Source organism: Corynebacterium uterequi (genome assembly GCF_001021065.1).
GTDB classification, from domain to species: domain Bacteria; phylum Actinomycetota; class Actinomycetes; order Mycobacteriales; family Mycobacteriaceae; genus Corynebacterium; species Corynebacterium uterequi.
In genome coordinates, this window is record NZ_CP011546.1 from 1,612,407 (window position 1) to 1,636,769 (window position 24,363).

Sequence of the window (24,363 nt, forward strand, 5' to 3'; positions counted from 1 at the left end):
GACGTTCATGACCGAACTGCTCGCTTCCCCACTGCACAGCGTCCACGAGGACCTCGGTGCCACCTTCACCCCCTTCGGCGCCTGGAACATGCCGCTGAAGTACGGCAAGGAGCTCGACGAACACCGCGCGGTACGCTCCCGCGTCGGCTTGTTTGACCTTTCCCACATGGGCGAGATCCGGGTCACCGGCGCCGACGCCGGCGCGTACCTGGACTATGTGCTCATCTCCATGCTGTCGACCGCCGCGGTCGGCCAGGCCAAGTACTCCATGATCGCGGCCGAAGACGGCGGCATCATCGATGACCTCATCTCCTACCGACTGGGTGACGAGGAGTTCCTCGTCGTGCCGAACGCGTCGAATACCGACGTCGTCTGGCAGGCGATGAACGAGCGCCTCGGGGACTTCGATGTCACTATCGCCAACGAGTCCACCTCCACCGCCTTGGTCGCCGTGCAGGGCCCGGACGCGGAGGCAACCCTGCTCAAGATCGTCGACGCCGACGACCACGCTGCCATCACCGACATGCGCTACTACCGCTGCGCCCCCGTGGTCGTAGCCGGAGTGAAGGCGCTCGTGGCCCGGACCGGCTACACCGGCGAGGACGGCTTCGAGATCTTCGTGCCGAACGCCGACGCGGCCACCGTCTGGCACGCCGCAGCTGAGGCGGGTGCCGAGTTCGACATCATCCCGTGTGGGCTGGCCGCCCGGGACTCCCTGCGTCTGGAGGCGGCCATGCCGCTGTATGGCAACGAACTCGGCCTCGACATCACCCCGCTCGACGCTGGAATGGGCCGGGCCTTCGCAAAGAAGGAAGCGGACTTCGTCGGCAAGGCCGCGCTGGCCGGCAAGGAGCAGGAATTCGACATCGTGCCCCTGGCCTCCGAGCAGCGTCGCGCTGCCCGCGCCGGCGCCGAGGTCTTCGTCGGCGAAGAAAAGGTCGGCGTGGTCACCTCTGGCCTGCCGTCGCCGACGTTGGGTCACCCGATCGCTCTGGTGCGGGCCCCCTTCGGGCGACTGGCAGAGGGCGACGCGGTGGAGGTAGATATCCGCGGTAAGCGCTACCCGTTCACGGTGGTGCCCCGCCCGTTCTACTCTCGCTCCAAGTAACGGGGCCACCTCCGGGCCCTTATACTTTCCTCAATAACCATCACACAAGAAAGGGTTTATCCATGGCACAGCTGCCCGCTGACTTCCTGTACTCCGAGGACCACGAGTGGATCAGCACCAACGACTCTGACCTGGTCGGCAAGACCGTGCGCATCGGCATCACCTCCGTCGCCGCGGACCGCCTGGGCGAGGTCGTCTTCGCCGAGCTGCCCGAGGTTGGCGACACCGTCACCCACGGCGAGAGCTGCGGCGAGGTGGAGTCCACCAAGTCCGTCTCCGACCTCTTCGCCCCGGTTTCCGGCACCGTTACCGCCGTCAACGAGGACATCCACGACGACTACTCGGTGGTGAACTCCGACCCCTTCGGCGACGGCTGGCTCTTCGAGGTGGAGGTCTCCGAGGCTGGAGAGCTGCTCTCCGCCGAGGACTATGCCGCCGACAACGGCGTGGAGGCCTAAACCTTCACGTCACCCCCGGCGGGTAGGATGGGCGGCATTATGACTGCTCCCCGCGATCCTTTCTTCCCCGCCGATCAGTCCATCAGGGCCGATTCTGACCGCGATCTTGAGATCCGGCAGATCGGCCTTGTTGATTATCAACAGGCCTGGGCTCTCCAGGCAGAGCTCGCCCGCGCCCGGGCGGCCGGGGAGGTCGGCGACACGATCGTCGTCGTCGAACACCCCAATGTGTACACTGCCGGCAAGCGCACCCAGCCGGAGGACCGGCCGACGAACGGCCTGCCCGTCATCGACGTGGACCGCGGGGGCCGTATCACCTGGCACGGCGAGGGGCAGCTGGTCATCTATCCGATCATTAAGCTCGCGGAGCCGGTAGATGTGGTGGACTACGTTCGGCGCCTGGAGGAAGCGGTGATCCATGTGGTGCGCGGCTTCGGCGTGCACACCGCCGGGCGCATCGACGGCCGCTCTGGGGTGTGGGTGCCGTCAACGACTACACCCGCGTCGGCTGACGCCCCCCGGCGCGACCGGAAGATCGCCGCCCTCGGTATTCGCATCACCCGCGGCGTGACCATGCACGGGCTGGCCCTGAACTGCTCGAACACCCTGGAGTACTACCAGCACATCGTGGCCTGCGGCATCGACGACGCCGATGTCACAACCCTCAGCTTGGAACTGGGGCGCGAGGTGGACGTCGCCGATGCCACTGAACCGATGCTCAGTGCCCTCGACGAGGTGCTCTCCGGGCGAATGACGGTGGCCGACCACACCTTCGGTTCCGCCCCGGACCCCTCAAAAGGGTTAGGCAGGAAGAGGCGTCGGTCCTAGTGTGTTGACACCAGGTACTAGCCCGATAACCCCCACGAGTGAAGGACAGATACGGTTACATCGTGACTATCGCACCTGAAGGACGCAAGCTCCTACGCATCGAGAAGCGCAACGCCCAGACCCCCATCGAGTCCAAGCCACGGTGGATCCGCAACGCAGTGCGAACGGGCCCGCAATATGAGGACATGAAGAAGCGCGTCAAGGGCGCGAACCTGCACACCGTGTGTCAGGAAGCCGGGTGTCCGAACATTCACGAATGCTGGGAATCCCGGGAGGCTACCTTCCTCATCGGCGGCGACGTCTGCTCGCGTCGGTGCGATTTCTGCGATATTAAGTCCGGCCGCCCCACGCCCTTAGACGTCGACGAGCCCGCCCGCGTGGCCGCGAACATCCGGGACATGAACCTCAACTACGCCACCATCACCGGCGTCACCCGCGACGACCTCGACGACGAAGGCGCCTGGCTTTATGCCGAAGTCGTCCGCAAGACCCACGAGCTTAACCCGAATACCGGCGTGGAGAACCTCACCCCGGACTTCTCTGGCAATCCGGAGCTGCTTGAGATTGTCTTCGAGGCGCGCCCGGAGGTCTTCGCCCACAACCTGGAGACGGTGCCGCGCATCTTCAAGCGAATCCGTCCGGCGTTCCGCTACGACCGTTCCCTGGATGTTATCCGCCAGGCCAACGAGTATGGGCTCATTACGAAGTCCAACCTCATCCTCGGCATGGGCGAGGAGCGCGCAGAGATTCTCGACGCGTTGCGCGACATGCGCGAGGCGGGCCTGGACATCATCACGATCACCCAGTACCTGCGGCCCGGGCCGCTGTACCACCCCATTGAGCGGTGGGTGAGGCCCGAGGAGTTCATCGAGTACAAGGACTACGCCGAGGAGCTGGGCATGACCGTTATGGCTGGCCCGCTCGTGCGCTCCTCTTACCGGGCGGGGCGTCTCTACGTGGAGGCCATGCGCAAGCGCGGCCGGGACATTCCGGCGCACCTGCTCCACCTCGCGGAAACCTCGAAGGGGGCGACCGACCAGGAGGCCACCACCCTGCTGAGCAAGTATGGCCCCTCCACCGAACACCCGGTGGGCGCGCCGCGACGCTAGCGGATCGTCGCCCAGACTAGGTGATGGTCGCTCGTGCGCTCCGGGGTCATGAGCTCGGCTAAGGGCTCGCCCTTAGCCGGCCAGAAGACCCCGGAATCCGTGACGGTGAACCCCGCAGAGGGCAGTACATAATCGACGCGGAGGTTTCCGGGCTTCGGCTCACTAAAGTCCGCGGTATCCGTCTTAGCGGGGGTGCGGTGCACGCCGGGGCCCTGTTCATTGGACTGCTCCGCCCCGACCGACGTCGGCTGCGGGTCCTGCAGAGCGGGCAGCGTGAGCAGCTGGTCGATCCCGGTGGCCCCGGAATTGTCGCCGTCGTGCGGGTCGGAATTCATATCCCCGAAGACAACGAAGCGGGCGCCGTCGGCCAGGCCGCCGCGCACGCCGGCGTCGTCGACGATCCACTCGGCGCGCTCACCGCCGGAGACGTAGTCGGCCAGCAGGCGGATCTCATCGCCGTTGCGACGGGTGTTGCGCTGCTCCGGGCCCTCGAACGCCGGGGGCGTGGGATGCGCGACGATCAGGTGGATGCTCTCGCCGGCCACCGTCACCGGCACATCCCAGTGCGACTTGCTAGAAAGCCGCAGCTGGTGGGCGTTGTCACCGTAGTAGTCATAGGGCAGCCGATTGTTGGGCATGGAATGCCACCTCAACTGCTGCAGTGTCCGCACCTTCTCCGTATCGATGGGGTACTTCGACAGCACCGCCATGCCGTATTGGCCTGGGAAGAGACCGAAGCCATAGGCGTCATTTCCCTCCCCGAGTACCCCATTGCCGTCGAGGTCAAGGCCCGAATCAACCCCGGTGTTCACCTGTGCCGAGAAGGTGTAGGGGTAGGCCACCGGCTGTTGGCCGTGCTGGGGCTGGCCCAGGTAGTTCGCCTGGAAGTCGGCAAGCGCCTGACCGGTCGGGTCATAGTCGAACTCGTTGAGGATGAGGATGTCCGGGTTGGCAGCCTGGATGACGGCGGCGATGTTGCGCGCCTGCTCATCGGTGCCGGCAGCCATGTCCGCGGCCAGCTGACCGGCTTTGGGCCGATTGAGCGCGGTGTTGTAAGTAGCAACGGTCACGCCGGTGTCCTGCTTCTGCGCGGTGCTCGATAACCCGGCGTGTGACGACAACTGGCCGGCGATCTCGGGGACAGCCGAGGACAGATCCTCCACGGCTGAGCTGAAGGGGGCAAGAATTGTGGTAACTGCGGCAACAGCCGCGCCAAGTCTCATCATGACGTTCAGACTATGGCACGCGCGGCGTCGGCGCCCGCCCGACATTTTCGAGGTCGTAAATGCCTGCTCTAAGGTGGTAGGCATGGCGAACGACGCAAAGAAGAAATCCGAGGCAGCCAAGGCCGCCCGTAAGGAAGAGCGCCAGGCAAAGCGCGCCCAGCGCACCCAGACGTTGAAGCAGCTGTGGCAGGCCTTCAACATGCTGCGCAAGCAGGATAAGATGCTCATCCCGCTCATGCTCATTTGCGTGCTCGGGACCGCGCTCATCATGTTCCTCATCGGGCTGCTCTGGAACGGTCAGTGGTTCATGCTGTTCTCGGGCATTCTGCTCGGCATCGTCCTGGCGATGTTCGTGTTCACCCGGCGTCTTGAGTCGTCGATGTATGACCGCATTGAGGATCAGACCGGCGCCGCCGCATGGGCTCTAGAGAACATGCGCAACTCCATGGGTGTCGTATGGATCACCAAGACGGGGATTGCCGGCACCACCCAGATGGATGTGGTCCACCGGGTGGTGGGAAACCCGGGTGTCGTTCTCGTCGGCGAGGGTTCGCCCCACCGCCTCAAGCCGCTCATGAAGCAGCAGTCCAAGAAGGTCAACCGGCTCGTGGCCGGCGTGCCCATCCACGAGGTGTACGTCGGCGAGGACGAGGCGGCCGGTCAGGTTCCGCTGAAGAAGCTCCAGCGCAGCCTGCTCAAGCTTCCGCGCAACTACGGCAAGGATGAGGTCTACTCCCTGGCGTCCAAGATCGACGCGCTGGACAACGTTCGCGGCGGCCAGGGAGCCGGGGTGCCCAAGGGTCCACTGCCGAAGCAGGCGCGCTCCATGGCGGGGATGAACCGGCGCATGCGCCGCGCCCAAAACCGCGGCCGCTAAACCGCTAAACCGCTAGGAGCGGATCACCACGGTGCCGGTGCCGCGGTCGTGCATGCCGCGGCCATCCGCGTCGACGAGCGCGGCCGGGAGCACGACGGCGGTGAGCAGCGTGCGCACCGCCGCGCGCCATAGTCCCACCTTTGCGCCGGGGACGTCGACGCGAGCCACGCCCATCCCTAGCAGCGCCATCCCGGGGGTGCGGGCGAAGAGCCAGCCACACACGATGCCGAGCAGGATCCACAGGAGATAGCGCAGGGTGGGACCGTCGCCAAGGGCGTCGGTGGTGGAAACGATGATCTGCGCGATGCCCATGCACAGCACCCAGTCGATGGCGACGGCGACGGCCCGCCGACCCACCGAGGCCATGGACCCGGCGCCGCTCTTCGGCAGCCCTAGCTTCTCACCAGGCCACTTCGAGAGGTCTCCGGCCCCGTCTCGCTCGGCCGGGATGTGCGGACCATCCAGCCAGCTCCGCTTCGATTTTTCCATGGTCATGAGCCTACTAGGCGCTCCCAGGTGGCTGGAATCGCCCAATTCGGGGGCCGCTATCGTTCGAGCAATAGAAACTCGCTACACTATAAGAGTTTGCATCTTCGACAGCGACAGTAGATCCCCAACCACAGGAGCTAAAGCCGTGGCCTTTGAGACCATCCAAGACATCGTCGAATTTATCGACAAAGAAGACATCAAATTCGTCGATGTGCGCTTCACCGACGTCCCCGGCCAGGAGCACCACTTCTCCATCCCGGCGAGCGAGTTCACCGTCGAAGCCGCCGCGGAAGGCCTGGCGTTCGACGGCTCATCCATCCGCGGGTTCACCACCATCGACGAGTCGGACATGACCCTGCTGCCCGACGTGGACTCGGCCTATGTCGACCCGTTCCGCACCGCCAAGACGCTCAACATTCAGTTCAGCGTCAACGATCCTTTCACGCACGAGGCGTTCTCGCGCGATCCGCGCAACGTCGCCAAGAAGGCCGAGGAGTACCTGGCCGCCACGGGCATCGCCGATTCAGCCTCCTTTGGCATGGAAGCGGAGTTCTACCTCTTTGACTCGGTGTCCTACAACACCGACGTTCACGAATCCTTCTACCGCGTGGACTCCAACGAGGGCTGGTGGAACCGGGGGCTTGCTACCAACCTGGACGGCACCCCGAACACCGGCTTCAAGACCCGGGTCAAGGGAGGCTACTTCCCCACCGCACCGGTAGACCAAAGCGTTGAGGTCCGCGATGCCATGGTCGCCCGCCTGGAGGCGGCCGGCTTCGTCATCGAGCGCTTCCACCACGAGGTGGGCACCGGCGGCCAGCAGGAGATCAACTACCGCTTCGACACGCTGCGCCGCGCAGCGGACATGCTCCAGACCTTCAAGTACATCATCAAGAACACGGCAGCCGAATACGGCAAATCCGCCACGTTCATGCCCAAGCCGCTGGCCGGCGACAATGGCTCCGGTATGCACGCCCACATGTCCCTGTGGGCCGACGGCAAGCCGCTGTTCTACGACGAGTCCGGCTACGGCGGACTCTCCGACACGGCCCGCTACTACATCGGCGGCCTGCTCCACCACGCTCCGGCAGTCCTGGCGTTTACCAACCCGACGCTGAACTCCTACCACCGCCTGGTGCCCGGATTCGAAGCCCCGATCAACCTCGTGTACTCCCAGCGCAACCGTTCCGCCGCCATTCGCATCCCCATCACGGGTGCCAACCCGAAGGCCAAGCGCGTTGAGTTCCGCGCACCGGACCCCTCGGGCAACCCGTACCTGGGCATGGCCGCCATGCTCATGGCCGGCATCGACGGCATCAAGAACCGCATCGAGCCGCACGCCCCGGTGGACAAGGACCTCTACGAGCTGCCGCCGGAGGAGGCCAAGTCCATCCCGCAGGCTCCGACCTCTCTGGAGGCCGCCATCGAGGCACTGCGCGCTGACAATGAGTTCCTCCTGGAAGGCGATGTCTTCACCGAGGATCTCATCGAGACCTACATCAACCTCAAGATCGACACCGAGATCATGCCGACGCGCCTTCGCCCGACGCCGCTTGAGTTCGAGATGTACTACGACTGCTAGATTCTCCGGGGATTTCGGACTACCGACCTCGATTGTTCGGAAAACCCGGCACAAAGAACGCCGCCCACCTCCCCCACCGGGAGATGGGCAGTTTCTGCTTTTGGGACACCGTTTTCGCGCCCCGCCGGCCGGTTCCGTGCCGCATAATCGGCCCGAAAACGCGGCCCCGGAAGCACCCGTAGACCGTGCCCGAAACGGGGACGGTCGAAGCTTCGTTTACGCGGCCAACGGCGGCGCATTGGGCACCGCAGCGGCCTCATCGAACCCGCTTTCGTGGCGCGGTATCGGCGACGGCGGAACCGGTGCGCCGCCGGTTGTCCCACCGCGGCCGTCGTCGCCGCGCCAGCCGTCGAGCATGGCGACGACACCGGCGTCATCGACGATGCGGGCGGCACGCGCGATGCGCGCTCCATCGACGCGGTCGATCATCACCGGGTCCATGTCGGTTCACCTCCTCCCATTGCCGGTGCGCGCGGCCTACTTCACGACCGACAGACGTGCGCCGGTCGTGCCGTCCGGGCGGCGGCGCAGCCATTGCCGTACTTCCAGCGCCGTGTGGCCGGGGACGTTGTTCGTCCACCGCTCGAAGTGCTTGAGGCTGGACAGGCCGGCGGCCTCGGTCAGTGCGGTGGCGGGAATCTCGGCGTAGATGTGGCCGACGATCCATGTCGTGCGCATGCGCCGGATATCGGGCCGAAACCCGGCCACCGGCGTGGTCTCCTTGAGCAGGTTGTGGACCGCCGAGGTCGAGTCGGTGGGACGGCCGGGCAGGAACACGCGGTCATCGGGACCGAGCCCGGCGATCTCGGCGCGCAGGGTATCCTCCCAGCGCGAGCACGGGCACGTCGCGCAGACCCGCGTCCCGGTAGCCGGACGGCCGGACGATGATGCCGTCGTCGCCGTCGTCGAACACGTTGCGCACCCGCAGCGTGCCCATCTCCCCCGCACGCAGGCCCGCGCCGAGTCCCAGGGCGAGCACCAGCGAGCAGGCGTGGCGGCGATGGGCCGTAGGCTGCCCGAACGCCCAGTCCCGGAACAGCGCGAGCTCGGCGTCGGTGTAGGGAGCCAGCGGCACCTGGTAGCCGTACTGGGGACCCTCGGCGGGACCGTTCCAGACGGGGTTGGACGTGCGGGCCATGCGCAGCAGGATCGACCGCGAGCGGCCGCGCGTGCGCTGCGACAGATCGGACAGTTCGTGGGCGACGAACATCTCGATCAACTCGTGATCGAGCACATGCGTCGCATCGAGCGGGTGACCGTGGACGATGTGAACCCACTCGGCCAGCCGGGCCAGCAGGCCGGTGGCGTTGCGCACGGCCACAAGTGAGTCGTCGTCGGTGTAGGACTCGGCGACGGTGGCGCGGATGAAGCCGGACACGACCGCCCACCGGTCGACGGTGATTTTCCTCGGTTCGTAGGTGGCGATGAGGTCCATGGCGGACTCCGTTTTTCGACAGGCGCCCGCTGCCGTTCCCCCATAGTGACGTGCGTCCATCGGAGGATTTGAGCCGCGAGCGCGGTTCTTTATTTCACCGACGACTATGACATTCGTCGCGGATTTGCGGTTCTTTCTTTCACCGTCCGGTGGCGTTACACCCGCCCCCACCTGCGGTTTCGTTGTCCCCGGGGGTACATTTTCAGCATGTCCCGCGCTTCGAGAACGCCGCCGCGCCAGCGGTACCACGGTTGGCCCAACAACCGCGTCGGCGATCCCATCTACGAGCGACTGCGCCTGTTCGTCGCCGGTCTCGACGAGTTCATCACCGCCGAGATCGACGCCGGTCGCGTCGTGTCGCGCCGCGCCTTCGCCGAGGCCGCGGGCCTTCCGCATTCGACGCTGACCAAGCTCATCAACGGCGACGCCGTCCCCGACGGGCTGACCATCGCCGCGTTGGAGGTCGCGTGCGGGAAGTCCCTGTGGCCGTCGCATCATCGCGCGGAGTCCAGCCTCAAGGGCGAGTGACCCTTTTCGGGGGTTTTCCTTCATGCTTCCAGCGTGAGCGCCGCGAATCCCAAAGCGGTAACGGGCTGGACAAATGGTTTTTTCTTTCACCAATGCAGGTCACATGGCCTGTCCCCGCTTTGGGGCGGGTGAGGTTACCAGGTTGGGCGTGCGGGGAATCGCAACCGTAGGATTAGTGAGACATTTGCCTTTGAGCCCAGGAGAACTACGTGGCCCCGACCCAGGCGCAGCTCGACCACGCCCGCAAGACCACCTACACCGCCGTGTGGGACACCGCAGACAAGTATTTGCGCAACGTGGTCGAGCCGGAGGAGTACGGCGACTTCATCATTCCTTTCGTCGTCCTCCGCCGCCTTGAGTGCATCCTCGCCGACTCGAAGCCGGAGGTTCTCGCGCTCATTGCCGAGCGGACCAAGGACGGCACTGTCGAGGTGTCGCCGACCCTGATGGACCTGTGGATTCGCACCTCTTTCGGGCTGCACTTCTACAACACGTCGCCGCTCGACCTGACCACCATCGGCGGCACTGACGATTCGGTGGCCGAGTCGCTCAACGCGTACGTCGCCGCGTTCTCCTCGTCGATCTCCGACATCTGGGACTCGTTCAAGTTCAACGACAAGGTCGCCACGCTGGCCCGCGCAGGACGCCTCTACGGCGTGGTCAATCACTTCGCGGGCATCGACCTGCACCCCGACACGATGCCCGACACCGCCATGGGGTTACCCTCGAGTAGTGGACACCTGATAAGGATGGGCCACAGGCCTGTCAGGAAGGATGTCTGTCACTATGGCAACGAGGAAGACCTACACCCCGGAATACCGGCGCGAAGCCGCCCGATTGGTTCTTGATACCGGCCGCCCGATCTCGGTGGTAGCCAAGGAACTCAACATCAACGCCTCCCTGTTGAGCCGGTGGGTGAAGAAAGAACGCCAGCCCAGCGACCCAGCCACACACCAGGCTGAGGTACTCGACGCCGACGAACGCGCAGAACTGCTACGCCTGCGTAAACAGGTCGCCGAGCTCAAGCTTGATAACGAGTTTTTGGGAAAAGCAGCAGCCTTCTTCGCGTCGAAGCAACAAAAGTAGAACGCTTCCAGCTGATGGCGCAGGAGAAGGCCAACTACAGCATCTGCCGCATGGCCAGGCTTTTGCAGGTCTCCCGCTCGGGCTACTACAAGTGGGCGAGCCAGCAAAGGCTCAAAGCTGCCGGTGATGACCCTCGTGACATGCAGCGCGCCGCGCTTGATGCCAGCGTGCTGAGGTCCTGGACCCAGTCCCACCAGACCTACGGAGCACCGCGGATCACCGCTGATCTACGTGGCATGGGCCTGGTGGTGGATAAGAAAACGGTAGCCAAGTCGATGCGCAGGCTGGGCATTGAAGGCATCTCACCGCGATCGTGGACTCCGGCTCGGCGAGTACCCGGTGTAGCACGGCACCAGATCCCAGATCGGGTGGAACGAGTCTTTGACACCGGGGAACTGAATAAGGTGTGGATCTCCGATATCACGTATCTGCGTACCGGGGAGGGTTGGCTGTATCTGTGTGCGGTCCGTGATGGGTGTTCTCGCCGGGTCTTAGGGTGGGCGATGGACGCGCACCAGAGCACTGACCTGGTGGAACGGGCCCTTCGGATGGCGCACACCTTGCGTGGCGAGGTGGCTGAGGGTGTGGTGTTTCACGCTGATCGTGGCACGCAGTTCACCAGTGATCAGCTGTACCGTGTGTGCCAGGAACTCGGGATCGCTCAGTCGGTGGGACGTACTGGGGTGTGTTTTGATAACGCGATGGCTGAATCGTTTTGGGCGACGCTAAAAACGGAGTTCTACCAGCGGCGACGGTGGCGTACCCGGGATCAAGCTCGTCGTGCGGTGGCGGGTTGGATCGAGGGGTTTTACAACCGGCAACGGCGTCATTCGTCGTTGGGTGGTCTCCCACCTGTCAGTTTCGAAAATAATTACCACTTGGAGAAGGAGTCGGCCTCAGGCCGCGCTGCTTAATCGAACTGTCCACGATTTGCGGGCAACCCCAGCCATGGGCGATTTGTTCGAGGACGTCATGTACCGGGCGTTCAACACCAAGGGAAAGAGCGCCGGTGCGTTCTACACCCCGCGCGATGCCATCGAACTGATGGTGAGCATCCTGCTGTCCTCCGACGACGAAGGACTGCAGGGGGCGGCACCGTCGCGCACGATCTACGATCCGGCCGCCGGTACCGGCGGCATGCTTCTGGTGGCGAAGCGTGCGCTTGAAGAATTGAACGCAAATATGCAGGTGTCCCTGCATGGCCAGGAACTGATGGACTTCTCCTACGGCATCGGCAAGGCCGACCTGCTCATTCAGGGCGGAAAGCCCGATTCGATCCGTCACGGCAACACACTGTCCGACGACAAGTACGCCGGGCAGACCTTCGACTACATCATCACCAACCCGCCGTACGGCTCCGACTGGTCGGCAGACTACGCCGCGGTCGTCGAGGAGGCCGGCATCGAAGGCTCGCGATTCTCCCACGGACTTCCGTCCAAGTCGGACGGCCAGATGCTGTTCCTGTCGCACGTCGCGCACAAGCTCACCCCGGCCCACGGGGAAACCGGTGGCGGTCGCGCCGGCGTGGTCATGAATGGGTCGCCCTTGTTCACGGGTGCGCCTGGGTCCGGGCCGGATTCGATTCGCCGGTGGTTGCTTAACGACGACCTCGTCGACGCCATCATCGCCCTGCCCACGGACATGTTCTACGGCACCGGCATCGCCACCTACATCTGGATTCTCGACACGAACAAGGAACCGCGCCGCCGAGGAAAGGTTCAGCTGATCGACGCCACCGCCAAGTGGGAACCCATGCGCAAGGGCATGGGCATGAAGCGCCGGGAACTGACCCCGGAAAAGCGCCTCGAGATTGCCGACGCCTACGCGGCCTTCGAGGATTCGGACATCTCCCGCATCCTCACCCCCGACGACCTGGGCTTCCGCGACGTCCCGGTCTACCGGCAGCGTCGTCTGGCGGTTCAGGTCACCGACGAGGCCGTCACTGCCGCGATGAACCACCGCTCGGCGACGCCGGAGCATGAGGCGGTCATCTGGGCCGTGGACGGCACCGAGTACAACGACCTGCCGAACTCGCTCAAGTTCGAGGCGACGAAGGCCAAGCTCAAAATGCCGGTGGGCCTCATCGACGCGATCATGGCGGCCGTGGGCGTCGATGATCCGGACGCCCCACCGTCGGTCGACCGCAAGGGCAACCCGGTGATCGTTCCCGGGTCTGACATGGTCGAACGCATCCCGCTGACCGAGGACGTCGACGAGCATATGGCCCGCGAGGTACTGCCGTTTGCCCCGGAGGCGATTTGGGACCGCGACAAAGAGAAGATCGGCTATGAGATTCCCTTCACCCGCATCTTCTACGTGCCCGAACCCGTCCGGTCACTGGAGGAGATCGACGCCGACGTCGCGAAAGTGATGGACGAGCTGGCCGCGATGTTCAAGGAGGTGCGAGAGTGAACGCTGAATACGCACGTCCTTCTTGCCATGGCTGGCAATATGCGCCTTTGGGGGCGGTAGGGATCGTTACTCTCGGAAAGATGCTCAGCCCGTCCCCGAAGTCACCCTCGGACTCGACACGGCCATACCTCCGCGCTGCGCACATTCAACCGCAAGGCCGACTCGATTTCGACGTTACAGAGAAGACAATGTGGTTCTCAGAAGCCGAGGTTGATAGCCTTGACCTACAAGAGGGAGATATTGTCATCGTTGAAGGCGGCGCAGGATACGGCCGCTCAGCACTTATCAACAAACCCCTTGACGGTTGGGGATTTCAGAACTCCATCGTTCGAGTTCGCCCCAACATAAGGAAAGGTCATTCGCCTTACATTCGCTATGCACTGCAGCTCGGATACGATTCGAAAATGATCGAACTCGAATGCTTTACCGCGACGCTTCCGCATTTCACCGCCGAAAAGGTCAGCCGTTTCCGAATCCCCCTCCCCGACCTCCCCACGCAGCGCCGCATCGCCGACTACCTGGACCGCGAGACCGCACAGATTGGCGCGATGGCCGAAGCGCTCGATGGGCTCGTGGCGCGGCTTGAGGAGCGGCGACGAGGGCTGTTCAAAACTGCCACAGGAGACACGAGGCAAGCTTCACTTGCAGTTATTTCGAGAATCACTCTCGGAAAAATGCTCGACGGAAAGAAGAACAAGGGAATACCGACGCCGTATATACGCGCCGCAAACGTAGAGAGGACGGGAAAAATCGACACAGACGACCTGAAGCTAATGAAGGTCACTCCCGCGGAAAACGCAACGTATAGCCTGCGCGCCGACGACATCATAATGGTAGAGGGTGGCGACGCCGGCCGCGTCGGTTACGTTAATCAAGATCTTCCGGGGATCGCATTTCAGAAGACAGTGATGCGCATTAGGTGCCACACTAAATATTCATTTCCGAGGTATGTCTATTACGCTCTCGATGACGCACATAAATCAGGTCGTATAAGTCTGGACTACAGCCTCTCGACGATCCCCCATTTCCCTGCCGAAAAAGCGGCAAGGTTGGAGATTCCCCTCCCTCCCCTCGATGAGCAGCGCCGCATCGCCGCCCACCTCGACGCCGAAACCGCCAAGATCGACGCGATGATCGCCAAGGCCGGCGAGCTCCGCGCCCTGCTCGACGAGCGCCGCAGCGCACTCATCACCGCCACCGTCACCGGACAGCACCCCGTCCCCGAGGAGCCCTAACCCATGACCACCGCCGCCGCCAAGACCCTCGAGTACGGCTTCGAGGACGCCATCTGCCGCCAGCTCGCCGAACGCGGGTGGCTCTACGAACCCGACGCCGGTTCCACCGGGTTCAACCCACGCCTGGCCCTCCACACCGCCGACGCCCTCTGGTGGCTGCGGACCCGCTTCCCCGACGAATACGTCAAGGCCGTCCCCGAACACCTCTCCGAGGTCGAACGCGCCCTGGCCGAAAAGTCCCTCATCGACGGGCTGGTCCGCTCACTGGACCGCAAGCCGGTGGCCGACCGGACCAAGGGCGGCTCCCGCGGCGGCCTCATAGGCACGCTGCGCAACGGCTTCTCCCACAAGTCGATGGCCGTGGGCACCACGGCGACCTTCGACGGCATGGTCTCCTTCCCGCCGGCCAACCCGGTCGTCGGCACCGTCGCCAAGCACGCGGAGATGAATCGGCTGCGCGTCATCCGCCAGGTGCGTTTCGACACGAAGACGAACCAGACCATCGACATCGTGCTGCTCGTCAACGGCGTGCCCGTGGTGACGATGGAGCTGAAAACGGACAACACCCAGACCATCGACGATGCCGAAACCCAATACAAGGTCGACCGCGAACCGTCGCGCACCCGCCCGCTGCTGGCCCCTGGCCGGTGCCTGGTCCACTTCGCCGTGTCCAACTCGGAAGTCCGCATGACCACGAAGTTGGACGGCAAGAACACCCGCTTCCTGCCCTTCAACCAAGGCAACGACGGCCACGCCGGCAACCCGCCGTGTGACGACGGCTCGGAAACGTCTTACCTGTGGCGCGAGGTCCTGGAACGTGACCAGTTCCTGCGCATCCTGCAATCCTTCGCGGTGTGGAAGCCCGGCTCGGGCCGCGGCCGCAAGGCCAGCCCCGGCACGCTCATCTTCCCGCGCTACCACCAGATGCGCGCCGTCGAAGCCGTCACCGCCGACATCGCCGCCAAGGGCGCCGGGAGCCGCTACCTCATCCAGCACTCGGCCGGGTCCGGCAAGACCATGACCATTTCGTGGCTGGCCCACCGGCTGGTACGCCACTACACCGGGACGGCCAAGACTTTCAATTCGGTCATCGTCATCTCCGACCGCACGGTTCTCGACCGCAACCTGCGTGAGGACATCGCGATGCTGCCGGCCTCCAAGGGATTGTTCGTCCCCGTGGGTACGACCGGCGGGGCGAAGTCGCCGGTGCTGGCCCAGGCGTTGGCCGACGGCGGGCACATCATCACCTGCACCCTGCAGACCTTCCCCGAGGTCATCCGGCGCATCGGCGGCGACGACAAACTCGCCGCCCGCAAGTGGTGCGTCATCGCCGACGAGGCCCACTCCTCTCAGACCGGCAGCTCGGCTGCCGCTCTGCGCCGCCTGCTGGCGATGTCCGTGCCCACCGGCGAGGACGACGAGGACATCGACGCCGACGACCTGCTCGCCGCCACCGACGCGGCGGTGTCCACGGCGGCGAACATCACCTTCGTAGCCTTCACCGCCACCCCGAAGGCCAAGACGGTCCGGTTGTTCGGCACGAAGGTCGACGGTGAGGACCGCTGGGTGCCCTTTGACGAGTACACGATGGCCCAGGCTATCGAGGAGGGCTTCATTCTCGACGTCCTGACCAACTACTCGACCTACGACATGTTCATCAAGGTCAAAGACGCCATGGGCCGCGAGGACATGGTCGACAAGGGCGACGTCGTCGGCGAGATCGTCCGTTACGCCAAGGCACATGAAACCTCCATTGCCCAGAAGGTCGCCGTCGTCGTCGAGCATTTCCGCGCCAACGTCGCCCACCTGCTCGGCGGGCAGGCACGGGCAATGGTGGTGACCTCGTCGCGCAAGGAGGCGTACCGCTGGGCGGTGGAGATGTCGAAGTACATCGAGCACAAGGGCTGGGCCGATGAGTTCCAGACGCTCGTTGCATTTTCCGGGTCGCTGTCCGTGCCCGGCGTTGGTGAAGTCACCGAAGTGTCGATGAACGGGCTGTCCGACGTGGAGACCGCGTTTAAGGACAGCGACGCCGATTACCGGGTGCTCCTCGTCGCCTCGAAGTTCCAGACCGGGTTCGACGAGCCGCGCCTGTGCGCCATGTACGTCGACAAGGTCCTCTCCGGCGTTGCCGCTGTACAGACCCTGTCCCGGCTCAATCGCATCTACCCGGGCAAATCCGCGCCGATGGTCGTCGACTTCGTCAACAACCCCGCCGGCATCCTCGACTCGTTCAAGACGTACTACAAGACCGCGGAACTGGCCGGGGAGGTCGACCCCAACGCCCTGTTCGACCTGGCCGATTCCCTCGATGGCGCCGGCTTCTACGACGAAGACGACCTCGACGCCGTAGCCGCGGCCTACACCGCCGACGACGACATCATCGACCACGAAGCGTTCCGCGCGCTCATCTCCCCCATCGTCGACGAATGGTCGTCCCAGATGCGACAGGCCCGCATCGACGACGACGCGGACGCGGTCGGGGCGTTGCTCGACTTCCGCGCCGAACTGCGCACCTACGTCAAGACCTGGGAGTTCCTGTCGCAGATCGTCAACTTCGGGGATACCACCCTGCATAAGCGGGCAATCCTGGCGACGTACCTCATGCGCAACCTCCACGAGGAGGGAAAGTCCATCGTCGACATCAGCGGCGTGGACGTCATCGGCGTGGCGACCAGCCCGGCCGAGGTCGAGGTGAACCTGGGCCTGGCCGACGGACAAGGCGAGCTCGACGTCCCGACGTTTACTGGCGCGTCGGCCGGCGAAGGCACGGCCACGACTGCGGCGTTCAACGAGGCCGTTGATGAGGCCAACGACATCTTGGCCCGCGCCGGCATTCACGTTTCTGATGCGGCGACCCGTGGGTTCGTCTATCGGGTGTGGGGTTCCATTGCGCCCAACGCCTCGGTCGGCGCGCTGGCCGCCGAGAACACGCCCGATCAGATCGCCGCTGCCCCGGCCTTCACCGAGGCCATCGAGGAGGCCATCGTCACGGTGATGGAGGAGGATCGCTCGATTGAGGAGTTCTTCCTGGTCAATCAGGGTTCGATGGACGCGCTGCGTGCTGTCCTGGCGCACCTCGCCCACGCGGCGGCCCGCGAGCCCGCCCGGTCCTAAAGCTCCAACGGCCCGACGTCGGAAGGCGCGGGGGATTTTCCCCGCACCGCGAGGGGATCGGGTTCCCCGGACGTCGGCCCTGCGGCAGGCCAGCAGGTTTTCCGAAAGCCCCTCTCCGTGACCTTCGGGTAACCCTCCCCTAGCACTCACCCCGCCGGCATTTCTTCCGAATGGCTGGCGGGGTGAGTGTATTGGTCGCCTTGACATCCCCTCGCGGCCTGCGATCCGAGCTTTGCGGGCGCCACGAGCCGTGCGGCCCCGGGGATGGTCCATGGTCACTGGTGTGCCGTTAGCCAAATGCTGCAAGCGCTCGCGCCGCTTTCGCGGCCGATTCATAGAGCGGCTCGCGCGCTTTCAGGTGTTAGGACTTGGGACGCAGAATCGGGTGTCCGCTAGCGATGGAGATCCGGTTGAAGGTGTTGATCGTGATGATCGACCATTCCACAGCGGCGAGTTGCTCCTGTGTAAAGACCTCCGAGCCGTGTTCATCGCGGATGTCAACGCTGGCACTGTCCAACACGTGGGTGTTCGCAGCCGGTACGGTCAAAGCCTCGGCAAGGGCAAGGGCGACACGTTCCTCAGCGCTGTAAATATCAGCGTTGCGCCACGACGGTAGCGCCATGATCTTCTCCGGCTTTACGCCTGCCTGCTCAGCGGAAGGAACGTGCACGCTCAAACAGGTAGGGCACCCGTTGAGTTGGGAAACCCGGACATTGACCAGCTCCAGTAAAGCCCGCGGTACTCCCGCCTTCGCCGCGGTTTTACGCACTAGCTTCGCCACAGTGCTCATCGCCTGGTAAATGTCCTCGTTAGTCTTATCGAGGAAGGGACGCGGCTTCTTATCAGCAACCATAAGTGTGTTCCTTGAAACGAGTATGAAGGATAAATCCTCGGCCTACATACCTAGGATTTGGTTGAGGTACGCAATGTCTGCAGGGGTAGGCTTACGGAAACTCCCGCCAGCCTGGACATATTCCTCACCATAGGTGTCCAGGTAGTGCTTAACCACCGGGCAAACGGCAACGACGGTAACCGAGCCTTCCTCCCGGGTGTCCTTCAGAGCTTGATCGACGAGGATACCCGCCAGGCCGCGCCCGCCGTACTCCTTCGGCACCTCCGTATGAAAGAAGATGCGGTCGGTGCCGGAGTCGGCTGGGAGATCAAGATAGTAGGTCTGTCCCACGACGGCGCCTTTCTCCTTGAGGTAGATAGCGTAGGCGGCCGGCGCCGCAGGGTCGGCCTCGGCGGGTGCTGGCAGTTTCACGACGACAACCGCGGCGCCGGCCTTATCTCGTAGGTTCGAGTCCGGGGAGTTGATCCCTTGAGGGGTATTCATGATCGCAGTTCAGACTTTCTAGTAGTAGCGATCAGATCGTACGGAATATGCCATATGGTTGAGGAATAATCCGGCATTTAATCCTTTCGGCGATAATTTTCACCGCCATTTATTCCGTATCTCAATGACATCACTCATAACAACGGTTTGGTACTAGACGATATTCCGCCACCCCCAAGCTGGGCCAGCCGCCTCCGACGCGCTCGCTTGGACCAGGGGCACCCAACTGCCAGGCCACACACATCTGAAGCTATAAAAACACTGCCGGAACCGGCTACACCTGTAGGCGCTCGCGAGGGGTGGCCTAAATCCTTTGGCGCCAACCGGCGCCGCTAACGCCACCGTTGGGTCAAGTTCTAACGGGTGGTGTAGCGGGCCTTTCGTAATCACAGTGGTGAGACAGGCAGCGCCGTGAGCTAACTCGAGACTGTGGTGGCCGGTAGCAGCGCCGATAGCAGCGTGCCCCCATCAAACGTCAGACTCCTGTAGCGGATCCGCTGGGACCAATCGCCATACCGTTGGGCAGGCTCTGCCCCGACCAAACGGACGATAGCGTTACGGCCGGGAAGGATCCCTATGTTGTCGTTACGCCGCCCGAACTCCCGGTTGGGTGGCTGACACTGGGCGCCCCTCGATCTGCCTTCACGAACCTCCAACTACCAGGGCTTCGCTGGCTGGATACCGCCCTGTCTCGGCATCTAGTGAGCGGTTGCGCACCTGCTCGATCATGCGGAATCTATACGGCCACGGAGTCGGCGAGCGAGGCCCGCCTAAGGCCGGTTTTCACCATGGCCACTACCACATTATTGGTGCCATGTCAGCAGTGGTAGTGTGAGAGCGCACAAGAGAAGCCTCCAGAGTTTCCGAGGCCATCGCTACGCCTCGCCGGTGCAGTTTCTAGGAAGGAAATCAATGGTTTCCCAGGTTTATCGGACCCTTGCCGCGATTGTTGGCGCGGTCCTCATCGTTGTGGGTGGCCTCGCCCTATGGGCTGGAGCTTTCGCCGATGACTTCATCGGCGAGCAGATGGCTCAGCAGCAAATCACCATGCCGTCGGAGCAGTCCATCGACGAGCAGGTCAAGGGTGGGATGATCAGCGAAGAGACCGCCGAGGACCTTCGTCCCTTCGCGGACCAGCCCATGAGCAACGGCACGCACGCTCGTGCGTACAGCCAGTACATCAACGATCACATGCAGAGCTCCGCCAAGTTCGCCGGTGTTCCGGAGGAGTACCGCTCCTACAACGGTCTCGGCAAGGTGATCGCGGATAAGGAAGCAGAGCTCAAGGAGGAGCTGGCCAAGGATAACCCGAAGGCCTCCGAAGAAGAGCTCGAGTACTTGATGACCAAGGAGTCGGAGAACCCGAAGACCAAGTACCAGGCGGCCCGCGAGCACGCCGAGCTAAAGAGCCTGGTCAATGACATGTTCTTCGATGGCAACATGCTCAAGGGCACGCTGCTCAACGTCTACGGCTGGGGCCTGGTGGGCTCCATTGCCACCATCGCCGGCTGGGCGCTGCTGATTGTCGGCATCCTCATGGTGGCCGGTGGTCTGCTCCTCGGCCGCAAGCGCGCGGAGAAGTAGCACTACTTCTCCCGGCCTCCTCTTCGCCCCGACCTTCTAAAGGGTCGGGGCGTTTGCGTTACCCGCCTCCGCGCGTTGCTCGCTGAGAGCTCTTGCCATAGCTCAAGTTACCCAGTAATTTACTCCGTAGGTTACCCACTAACCTCCCAGTGAAGGAATCACTACCCGCCATGAGTATCAAGCACTGTCTCCTCGCCCTTCTCTCCGAGGAACCCAGAACCGCTGCCGGGCTCAAACGCGCCTTCGATGACGCTACGGATTCGATCTGGCCACTCAACATCGGCCAAGTCACCCAGACCCTCGCGCGCTTAGAACGCGACGGGCTCATCTCCGGCGCCGGCGAAGTAACCGGCGGAAATGGCCGCCCAACGCCCATCTACACCCCTACCACCGCAGGCCACGACGAGCTGTCCTCCTGGTGGCACAGCCCGACCGCCGCCCAGCGCGCCGACCGCGATGAGCTCGTGTTGAAAATCAGCCTTGCCGCCGTCACGCGAGCCGAACACATCCTCCCGCTGCTCGACATCCAACGGCACGCGACCATGAACCAGCTGCGCGAGCTCAACCGCCAGCTGGGCACCACAGTCACCGCCCACACTCTGTCTATCGAAAAGCGCATCTACGACTTAGAGGCCGAGTCCCGCTGGCTCGATCGCGTCGAAATGCTCATCCACACCACCACCGAGGAGGACCAATGACCACTCCTACCCTGCGACTTCAGGACCTAAAGGTGACGTTCGGCACCGGCCCTCGGGCCGTGACCGCCCTCAACGACGTCACCCTTGAGCTCGCTCCTGGTGAACTCGTGGCGGTCATGGGCCCATCGGGCGTCGGCAAGACGACGCTGCTCAACGCCGCCGCGCTTCTTCTCACGCCCTCCAGCGGCGAGGTCTTCATCGACGGTCAGCCCACCGGCGGTCTCTCCCCCGCCGACGCAGCGGAACTGCGCCGCCGCAAACTCGGCGTGGTGTTCCAACGATATAACCTGCTGTCCACACTCTCTGTCGCCGAGAATGTGGCCCTGCCGCTGGAGCTCGACAACCGTCGGCCGGCCGAATGCCGTGAGCTCGCCCTCGCCGCCTTGGCCGAGGTTGGGCTCGAGGACATCGCAGACCGCTTCCCGGAGAGCATCTCGGGTGGCCAGGCCCAGCGCGCCGCCATTGCGCGGGCACTCATTGGCTCGCGCCAGATCATCTTGGCCGATGAGCCCACCGGCGCCCTCGACAGCGCTACATCTGACACCGTCATGCGTGTCCTGCGCCGTAGGATCACCGACGGGGCGAGCGGCATCATCGTCACCCACGAGCCGCGGCTGGCCGCGTTCGCGGATCGCCTCGTCCTGCTCCGCGACGGCCGACTGAGCGAGGGGCAGCGATGAGAGCTCTTGCTGCCGTCATCCGCCCCAGCGTTCGCGACGCCGTTCGCCACCCGTTGAAGCTTCTCTTTGCTGTGCTGATGGTCGCACTACCCGCGTTCGTCTTAAGCGTCGCGGCGACCATCACGCAGTCGGAAAGCCATCCGAACGTGATGAGCACCGCGCCAGTCGAGGTCCGATTCTCCGGGAACACCTGCGTCCAAAACCCTTATGACTTTGAGTATCGGTGTACCCCCGTGGATCCGGAGGCGAAGCCGACCAGCCAACTCGACAGGCTCCAGCGGGCCCTTCCCGCCGGCTGGACCGCCGAAACCTCGGCCTTCCTATACCCCGAGCTCACCTTCGGCAACGTCAGCATACCGACCACGGTGACGCAGTTGACGCCGGCCGCCCTCGCCGAGCGACTGCCCTTCACCCTGCACGCCGGGGAGATCGTCCTTGCCCACTACGAGGCGGAGACGCTGGGCGTCAGCGTAGGCGACACCGTCACGGCGACCCTCGACGGGCGCAAGCCAGTAGACCTCACCGTGGTGGCCTTAAGCCCCAACATCGAAACGATTGTCGCGGAGCCATCCCTCGTTGATCCCTCACACATCACCACGTCCGAAGACTTCGACGATGAGTTAAGCTTCGGGCTTTTCGGCGGCACCGACCTGACCTACGAAGAGTTCCAGGCCCTCAACAACGCCGGTTTCGCCGTCGTTTTACCCGTAGAGGTCACCGACGCTCCGGGCCTCGACGAGCTGCCACCGGGCGTTCCTCGCTCCGAAAACGCCGCGTGGCCAATCATCTCAGCCGTCGAAACGGTGTTCCTAATGCTGCTCGCGGCGATGATCCCACTGTCCTTCGGCATCGTGCTCACCGCCATCATCATCCCGGTATTCAGCGCGACCGCCGCCAGGCGCGCCCAGGACTTCGCCCTCATGATCTCCCAGGGTGCGCGCCGATGGCACATCCACGTTGCGGTGATGACGTACGGCGTCGTCGTCGGTCTTACCGCGGCCGTCCTGGCCATTCCGAGCGGCACCGCCGTCGGAGTGTGGCGCTTTAACTCCGAGAATCCTGGATGGCCGCCAGCGATTGACTGGTGGGGACTCGTGGGCATCTTCGCCCTCTGCGTAGGCGGGTCGCTCATCGCCTCGCTCCTGCCGGCCTACCTCGCCACCCGGGGCGCCACGAGCGCCACCATCGAGGGCAGCCGGCCGGATCGCCTCCTGCGGTTCCGCGCGCCTATGCTCGTCGGCCCGATTGTAACGATCGCCGCGGTGGCCGGGTTCGCCGTCTCGGCGCTCACACCGGCCTCGACCATCGTCGGAAACCTGTCGCTGGTCCGGTTCTTCCTCGTTGTGCTGGTGCTTTTGGGGCTGCTCGCCTCCGGCCCGCTGGTCGTCTTTGCCCTTTCGCGGTTGACGGCCCGCGCAAAGTTGGCCCCGCGGTTGGCGGCCCGCGAAGCCTCGCGTAACGCGTTGCGCACGGCGCCGGCAGTGTCCGCGGTGATGGCCGTCGCCTTCTTTGCCACGTGGCTTACCGGAGCTGCTGAGACTCTGGCGGTCCGCGACGCGCACACCGTTGGCAGGGTCATCCCGTCGAACGTCCTCGTCGTCGAAGGCGAGCTGAGCGCTGCGCAGCGCGACCTTATATCTGAGCATCTCGGCGAGGTCACCCCCGTTCCACTCACCGGAATCGCGGCGTCCGATGACAACGGTGATCCACAGATCATCAGCGTTCCACAACCGGTGGACCCCGACTACTATCCCCTGGATTCAGGGGCGCTTCTCCTCGGTTCCGCAATCATTGGTACCGATGACGTCGTCAATGCCCTCGCCTTCCCCACAGAACTTGATCGAGAAGGCGCCCGGGCTGCGCTGGACACCGGTGGGATCGTCGTCGCGGAAGGCGCGTCGAATGGCGAGAACACCGTGGAGTTTTATGTCAGCAACGGTGAGCACATGCCGCCGCCACGCAGCGCAGACGCTCCAGTCGCCCCGGTGGGAGCCGCCAACCTGGGCACACCGATCATCTCCGAGGAGCTAGCGCGTGCGCTCGACGCCAAGGTTGTGGACCTCGGCACCGCTTTCATCGCCAGCGAGCCCATCAGCGAAGCTGACTACCGGGCGTTGAAGGCTGCCGGAATCCCCGGCACCACCAGTGCCGCCATCGGTCTGCCCAGCACGATAGTCGGTTTCCTCCTCGCTGCCGTGGTCGCCTTTATCACTATCGTGCTCATGTGGCTGTCCCGCGAGCAGATCCGCGACGATCTCGGTCTCATGGCCGCAGTCGGGGCCTCGCCGTCACTGGGATCGCGGCTCGGGGCGTACTACGGCGCTGGAATCGCCGCGGTAGGCGGGGCCATCGGCTGGCTGGTGGCCACCGCCGCCGGGGCGCTCAACCTGGAGCCCGACGTCGTCGTTAATGAGGTAACGGTATACACGGGCCAGGGCGGATTTTTCCGGCCTGATTGGGCGCTGGCGGTGGGCCTCGTCGTCGTGGCGCCGGCGGCGGCAGCGGTCGCTGGTTGGCTTATGTATCGCCGGCTACCTGCCATTTGCACCACTCGACAGAGGGGAGAATAGTATCA

General features: G+C 64.1%; 23 protein-coding genes. 16 read left to right on the forward strand and 7 right to left on the reverse strand.

What is annotated here, in order from left to right:
- Nucleotides 1-7 precede the first annotated feature (7 nt).
- The 4 genes from gcvT (at nucleotide 8) to lipA (ending at nucleotide 3,503) form a co-directional block, all read left to right on the forward strand.
- Nucleotides 8-1,108: a glycine cleavage system aminomethyltransferase GcvT gene (gene gcvT, locus CUTER_RS07465; protein WP_047259911.1), complete on the forward strand. Its 1,101-nt coding sequence runs from the start codon at nucleotides 8-10 to the stop codon at nucleotides 1,106-1,108.
- A gap of 62 nt (nucleotides 1,109-1,170) precedes the next feature.
- Entirely contained in the window at nucleotides 1,171-1,566 is a 396-nt protein-coding gene (gene gcvH / locus CUTER_RS07470; RefSeq protein ID WP_047259912.1) for a glycine cleavage system protein GcvH, read from the forward strand.
- A 39-nt stretch (nucleotides 1,567-1,605) separates the two neighbouring features.
- Entirely contained in the window at nucleotides 1,606-2,394 is a 789-nt protein-coding gene (lipB, locus tag CUTER_RS07475; RefSeq protein WP_047259913.1) for a lipoyl(octanoyl) transferase LipB, read from the forward strand.
- A gap of 62 nt (nucleotides 2,395-2,456) precedes the next feature.
- On the forward strand, nucleotides 2,457-3,503 hold the full coding sequence (gene lipA, locus CUTER_RS07480; RefSeq protein ID WP_047260686.1) for a lipoyl synthase: 1,047 nt from the start codon (nucleotides 2,457-2,459) through the stop codon (nucleotides 3,501-3,503).
- On the opposite strand, the gene CUTER_RS07485 is transcribed toward lipA, so the two are convergent.
- Complete coding sequence (locus CUTER_RS07485; protein WP_236684695.1) at nucleotides 3,500-4,729, reverse strand: endonuclease/exonuclease/phosphatase family protein; 1,230 nt, start codon at nucleotides 4,727-4,729, stop codon at nucleotides 3,500-3,502. The two genes, lipA and CUTER_RS07485, sit on opposite strands and share 4 nt — an antisense overlap.
- An 82-nt stretch (nucleotides 4,730-4,811) precedes the next feature.
- Here CUTER_RS07485 and CUTER_RS07490 point away from each other — a divergent pair, with 82 nt between their 5' ends.
- Complete coding sequence (locus CUTER_RS07490) at nucleotides 4,812-5,606, forward strand: DUF4191 domain-containing protein (protein ID WP_047259914.1); 795 nt, start codon at nucleotides 4,812-4,814, stop codon at nucleotides 5,604-5,606.
- 12 nt (nucleotides 5,607-5,618) lie between these two features.
- Here CUTER_RS07490 and CUTER_RS07495 read toward each other — a convergent pair whose 3' ends face one another.
- Complete coding sequence (locus tag CUTER_RS07495; protein WP_047260688.1) at nucleotides 5,619-6,095, reverse strand: RDD family protein; 477 nt, start codon at nucleotides 6,093-6,095, stop codon at nucleotides 5,619-5,621.
- Between the two features lie 145 nt (nucleotides 6,096-6,240).
- Here CUTER_RS07495 and glnA point away from each other — a divergent pair, with 145 nt between their 5' ends.
- Nucleotides 6,241-7,677 carry a type I glutamate--ammonia ligase gene (gene glnA, locus CUTER_RS07500; RefSeq protein WP_047259915.1) on the forward strand — a complete coding sequence of 479 codons (1,437 nt, stop codon included), beginning with the start codon at nucleotides 6,241-6,243 and terminating at the stop codon, nucleotides 7,675-7,677.
- Between the two features lie 216 nt (nucleotides 7,678-7,893).
- On the opposite strand, the gene CUTER_RS07505 is transcribed toward glnA, so the two are convergent.
- From CUTER_RS07505 to CUTER_RS11090, 3 genes are read right to left on the reverse strand one after another with little or no spacing between them, the layout of a single operon-like run.
- Nucleotides 7,894-8,118: a hypothetical protein gene (locus tag CUTER_RS07505; RefSeq protein WP_047259916.1), complete on the reverse strand. Its 225-nt coding sequence runs from the start codon at nucleotides 8,116-8,118 to the stop codon at nucleotides 7,894-7,896.
- A gap of 36 nt (nucleotides 8,119-8,154) precedes the next feature.
- A complete protein-coding gene (locus CUTER_RS11085) occupies nucleotides 8,155-8,454 on the reverse strand; it encodes a hypothetical protein (protein ID WP_052844072.1) in 300 nt (99 codons plus the stop codon).
- 4 nt (nucleotides 8,455-8,458) lie between these two features.
- Nucleotides 8,459-9,172, reverse strand: coding sequence for a site-specific integrase (locus CUTER_RS11090; protein WP_144412286.1), 714 nt, complete (start codon nucleotides 9,170-9,172; stop codon nucleotides 8,459-8,461).
- Between the two features lie 147 nt (nucleotides 9,173-9,319).
- Here CUTER_RS11090 and CUTER_RS07515 point away from each other — a divergent pair, with 147 nt between their 5' ends.
- The 6 genes from CUTER_RS07515 (at nucleotide 9,320) to CUTER_RS07545 (ending at nucleotide 17,490) form a co-directional block, all read left to right on the forward strand.
- Nucleotides 9,320-9,640 carry a helix-turn-helix domain-containing protein gene (locus CUTER_RS07515; protein WP_047259917.1) on the forward strand — a complete coding sequence of 107 codons (321 nt, stop codon included), beginning with the start codon at nucleotides 9,320-9,322 and terminating at the stop codon, nucleotides 9,638-9,640.
- Between the two features lie 209 nt (nucleotides 9,641-9,849).
- Entirely contained in the window at nucleotides 9,850-10,488 is a 639-nt protein-coding gene (locus tag CUTER_RS07520) for a type I restriction-modification system subunit M N-terminal domain-containing protein (protein ID WP_047259918.1), read from the forward strand.
- A protein-coding gene (locus CUTER_RS07530; protein ID WP_144412218.1) for an IS3 family transposase occupies nucleotides 10,415-11,640 on the forward strand; the annotation gives its coding sequence in 2 pieces (ribosomal slippage) (nucleotides 10,415-10,682 and nucleotides 10,682-11,640; 1,227 coding nt in all). The genes CUTER_RS07520 and CUTER_RS07530 overlap by 74 nt, the downstream gene beginning before the upstream one ends.
- Before the next feature lie 34 nt (nucleotides 11,641-11,674).
- Nucleotides 11,675-13,138: an HsdM family class I SAM-dependent methyltransferase gene (locus tag CUTER_RS07535; protein WP_047259919.1), complete on the forward strand. Its 1,464-nt coding sequence runs from the start codon at nucleotides 11,675-11,677 to the stop codon at nucleotides 13,136-13,138.
- On the forward strand, nucleotides 13,135-14,373 hold the full coding sequence (locus tag CUTER_RS07540) for a restriction endonuclease subunit S (protein ID WP_082121313.1): 1,239 nt from the start codon (nucleotides 13,135-13,137) through the stop codon (nucleotides 14,371-14,373). The genes CUTER_RS07535 and CUTER_RS07540 overlap by 4 nt, the downstream gene beginning before the upstream one ends.
- A gap of 3 nt (nucleotides 14,374-14,376) precedes the next feature.
- Complete coding sequence (locus CUTER_RS07545) at nucleotides 14,377-17,490, forward strand: type I restriction endonuclease subunit R (protein ID WP_047259920.1); 3,114 nt, start codon at nucleotides 14,377-14,379, stop codon at nucleotides 17,488-17,490.
- 361 nt (nucleotides 17,491-17,851) lie between these two features.
- Here the strand turns inward: CUTER_RS07545 and CUTER_RS07550 are convergent, their stop codons facing one another.
- Both CUTER_RS07550 and CUTER_RS07555 read right to left on the reverse strand, forming a co-directional pair.
- Entirely contained in the window at nucleotides 17,852-18,343 is a 492-nt protein-coding gene (locus tag CUTER_RS07550) for a carboxymuconolactone decarboxylase family protein (RefSeq protein WP_047259921.1), read from the reverse strand.
- A gap of 42 nt (nucleotides 18,344-18,385) precedes the next feature.
- Complete coding sequence (locus CUTER_RS07555) at nucleotides 18,386-18,826, reverse strand: GNAT family N-acetyltransferase (protein WP_052844075.1); 441 nt, start codon at nucleotides 18,824-18,826, stop codon at nucleotides 18,386-18,388.
- A gap of 912 nt (nucleotides 18,827-19,738) precedes the next feature.
- On the opposite strand from CUTER_RS07555, the gene CUTER_RS07560 reads away from it, so the two are divergent.
- From CUTER_RS07560 to CUTER_RS07575, 4 genes are all read left to right on the forward strand, one after another.
- The gene (locus CUTER_RS07560; RefSeq protein ID WP_047259922.1) at nucleotides 19,739-20,410 is read left to right on the forward strand and encodes a hypothetical protein; all 672 of its coding nucleotides are present in this window, start codon (nucleotides 19,739-19,741) and stop codon (nucleotides 20,408-20,410) included.
- A 170-nt stretch (nucleotides 20,411-20,580) separates the two neighbouring features.
- On the forward strand, nucleotides 20,581-21,108 hold the full coding sequence (locus tag CUTER_RS07565; protein WP_047259923.1) for a PadR family transcriptional regulator: 528 nt from the start codon (nucleotides 20,581-20,583) through the stop codon (nucleotides 21,106-21,108).
- A complete protein-coding gene (locus CUTER_RS07570) occupies nucleotides 21,105-21,788 on the forward strand; it encodes an ABC transporter ATP-binding protein (RefSeq protein ID WP_047259924.1) in 684 nt (227 codons plus the stop codon). The genes CUTER_RS07565 and CUTER_RS07570 overlap by 4 nt, the downstream gene beginning before the upstream one ends.
- The gene (locus CUTER_RS07575; RefSeq protein ID WP_047259925.1) at nucleotides 21,785-24,358 is read left to right on the forward strand and encodes an ABC transporter permease; all 2,574 of its coding nucleotides are present in this window, start codon (nucleotides 21,785-21,787) and stop codon (nucleotides 24,356-24,358) included. The genes CUTER_RS07570 and CUTER_RS07575 overlap by 4 nt, the downstream gene beginning before the upstream one ends.
- Nucleotides 24,359-24,363: the final 5 nt, after the last annotated feature.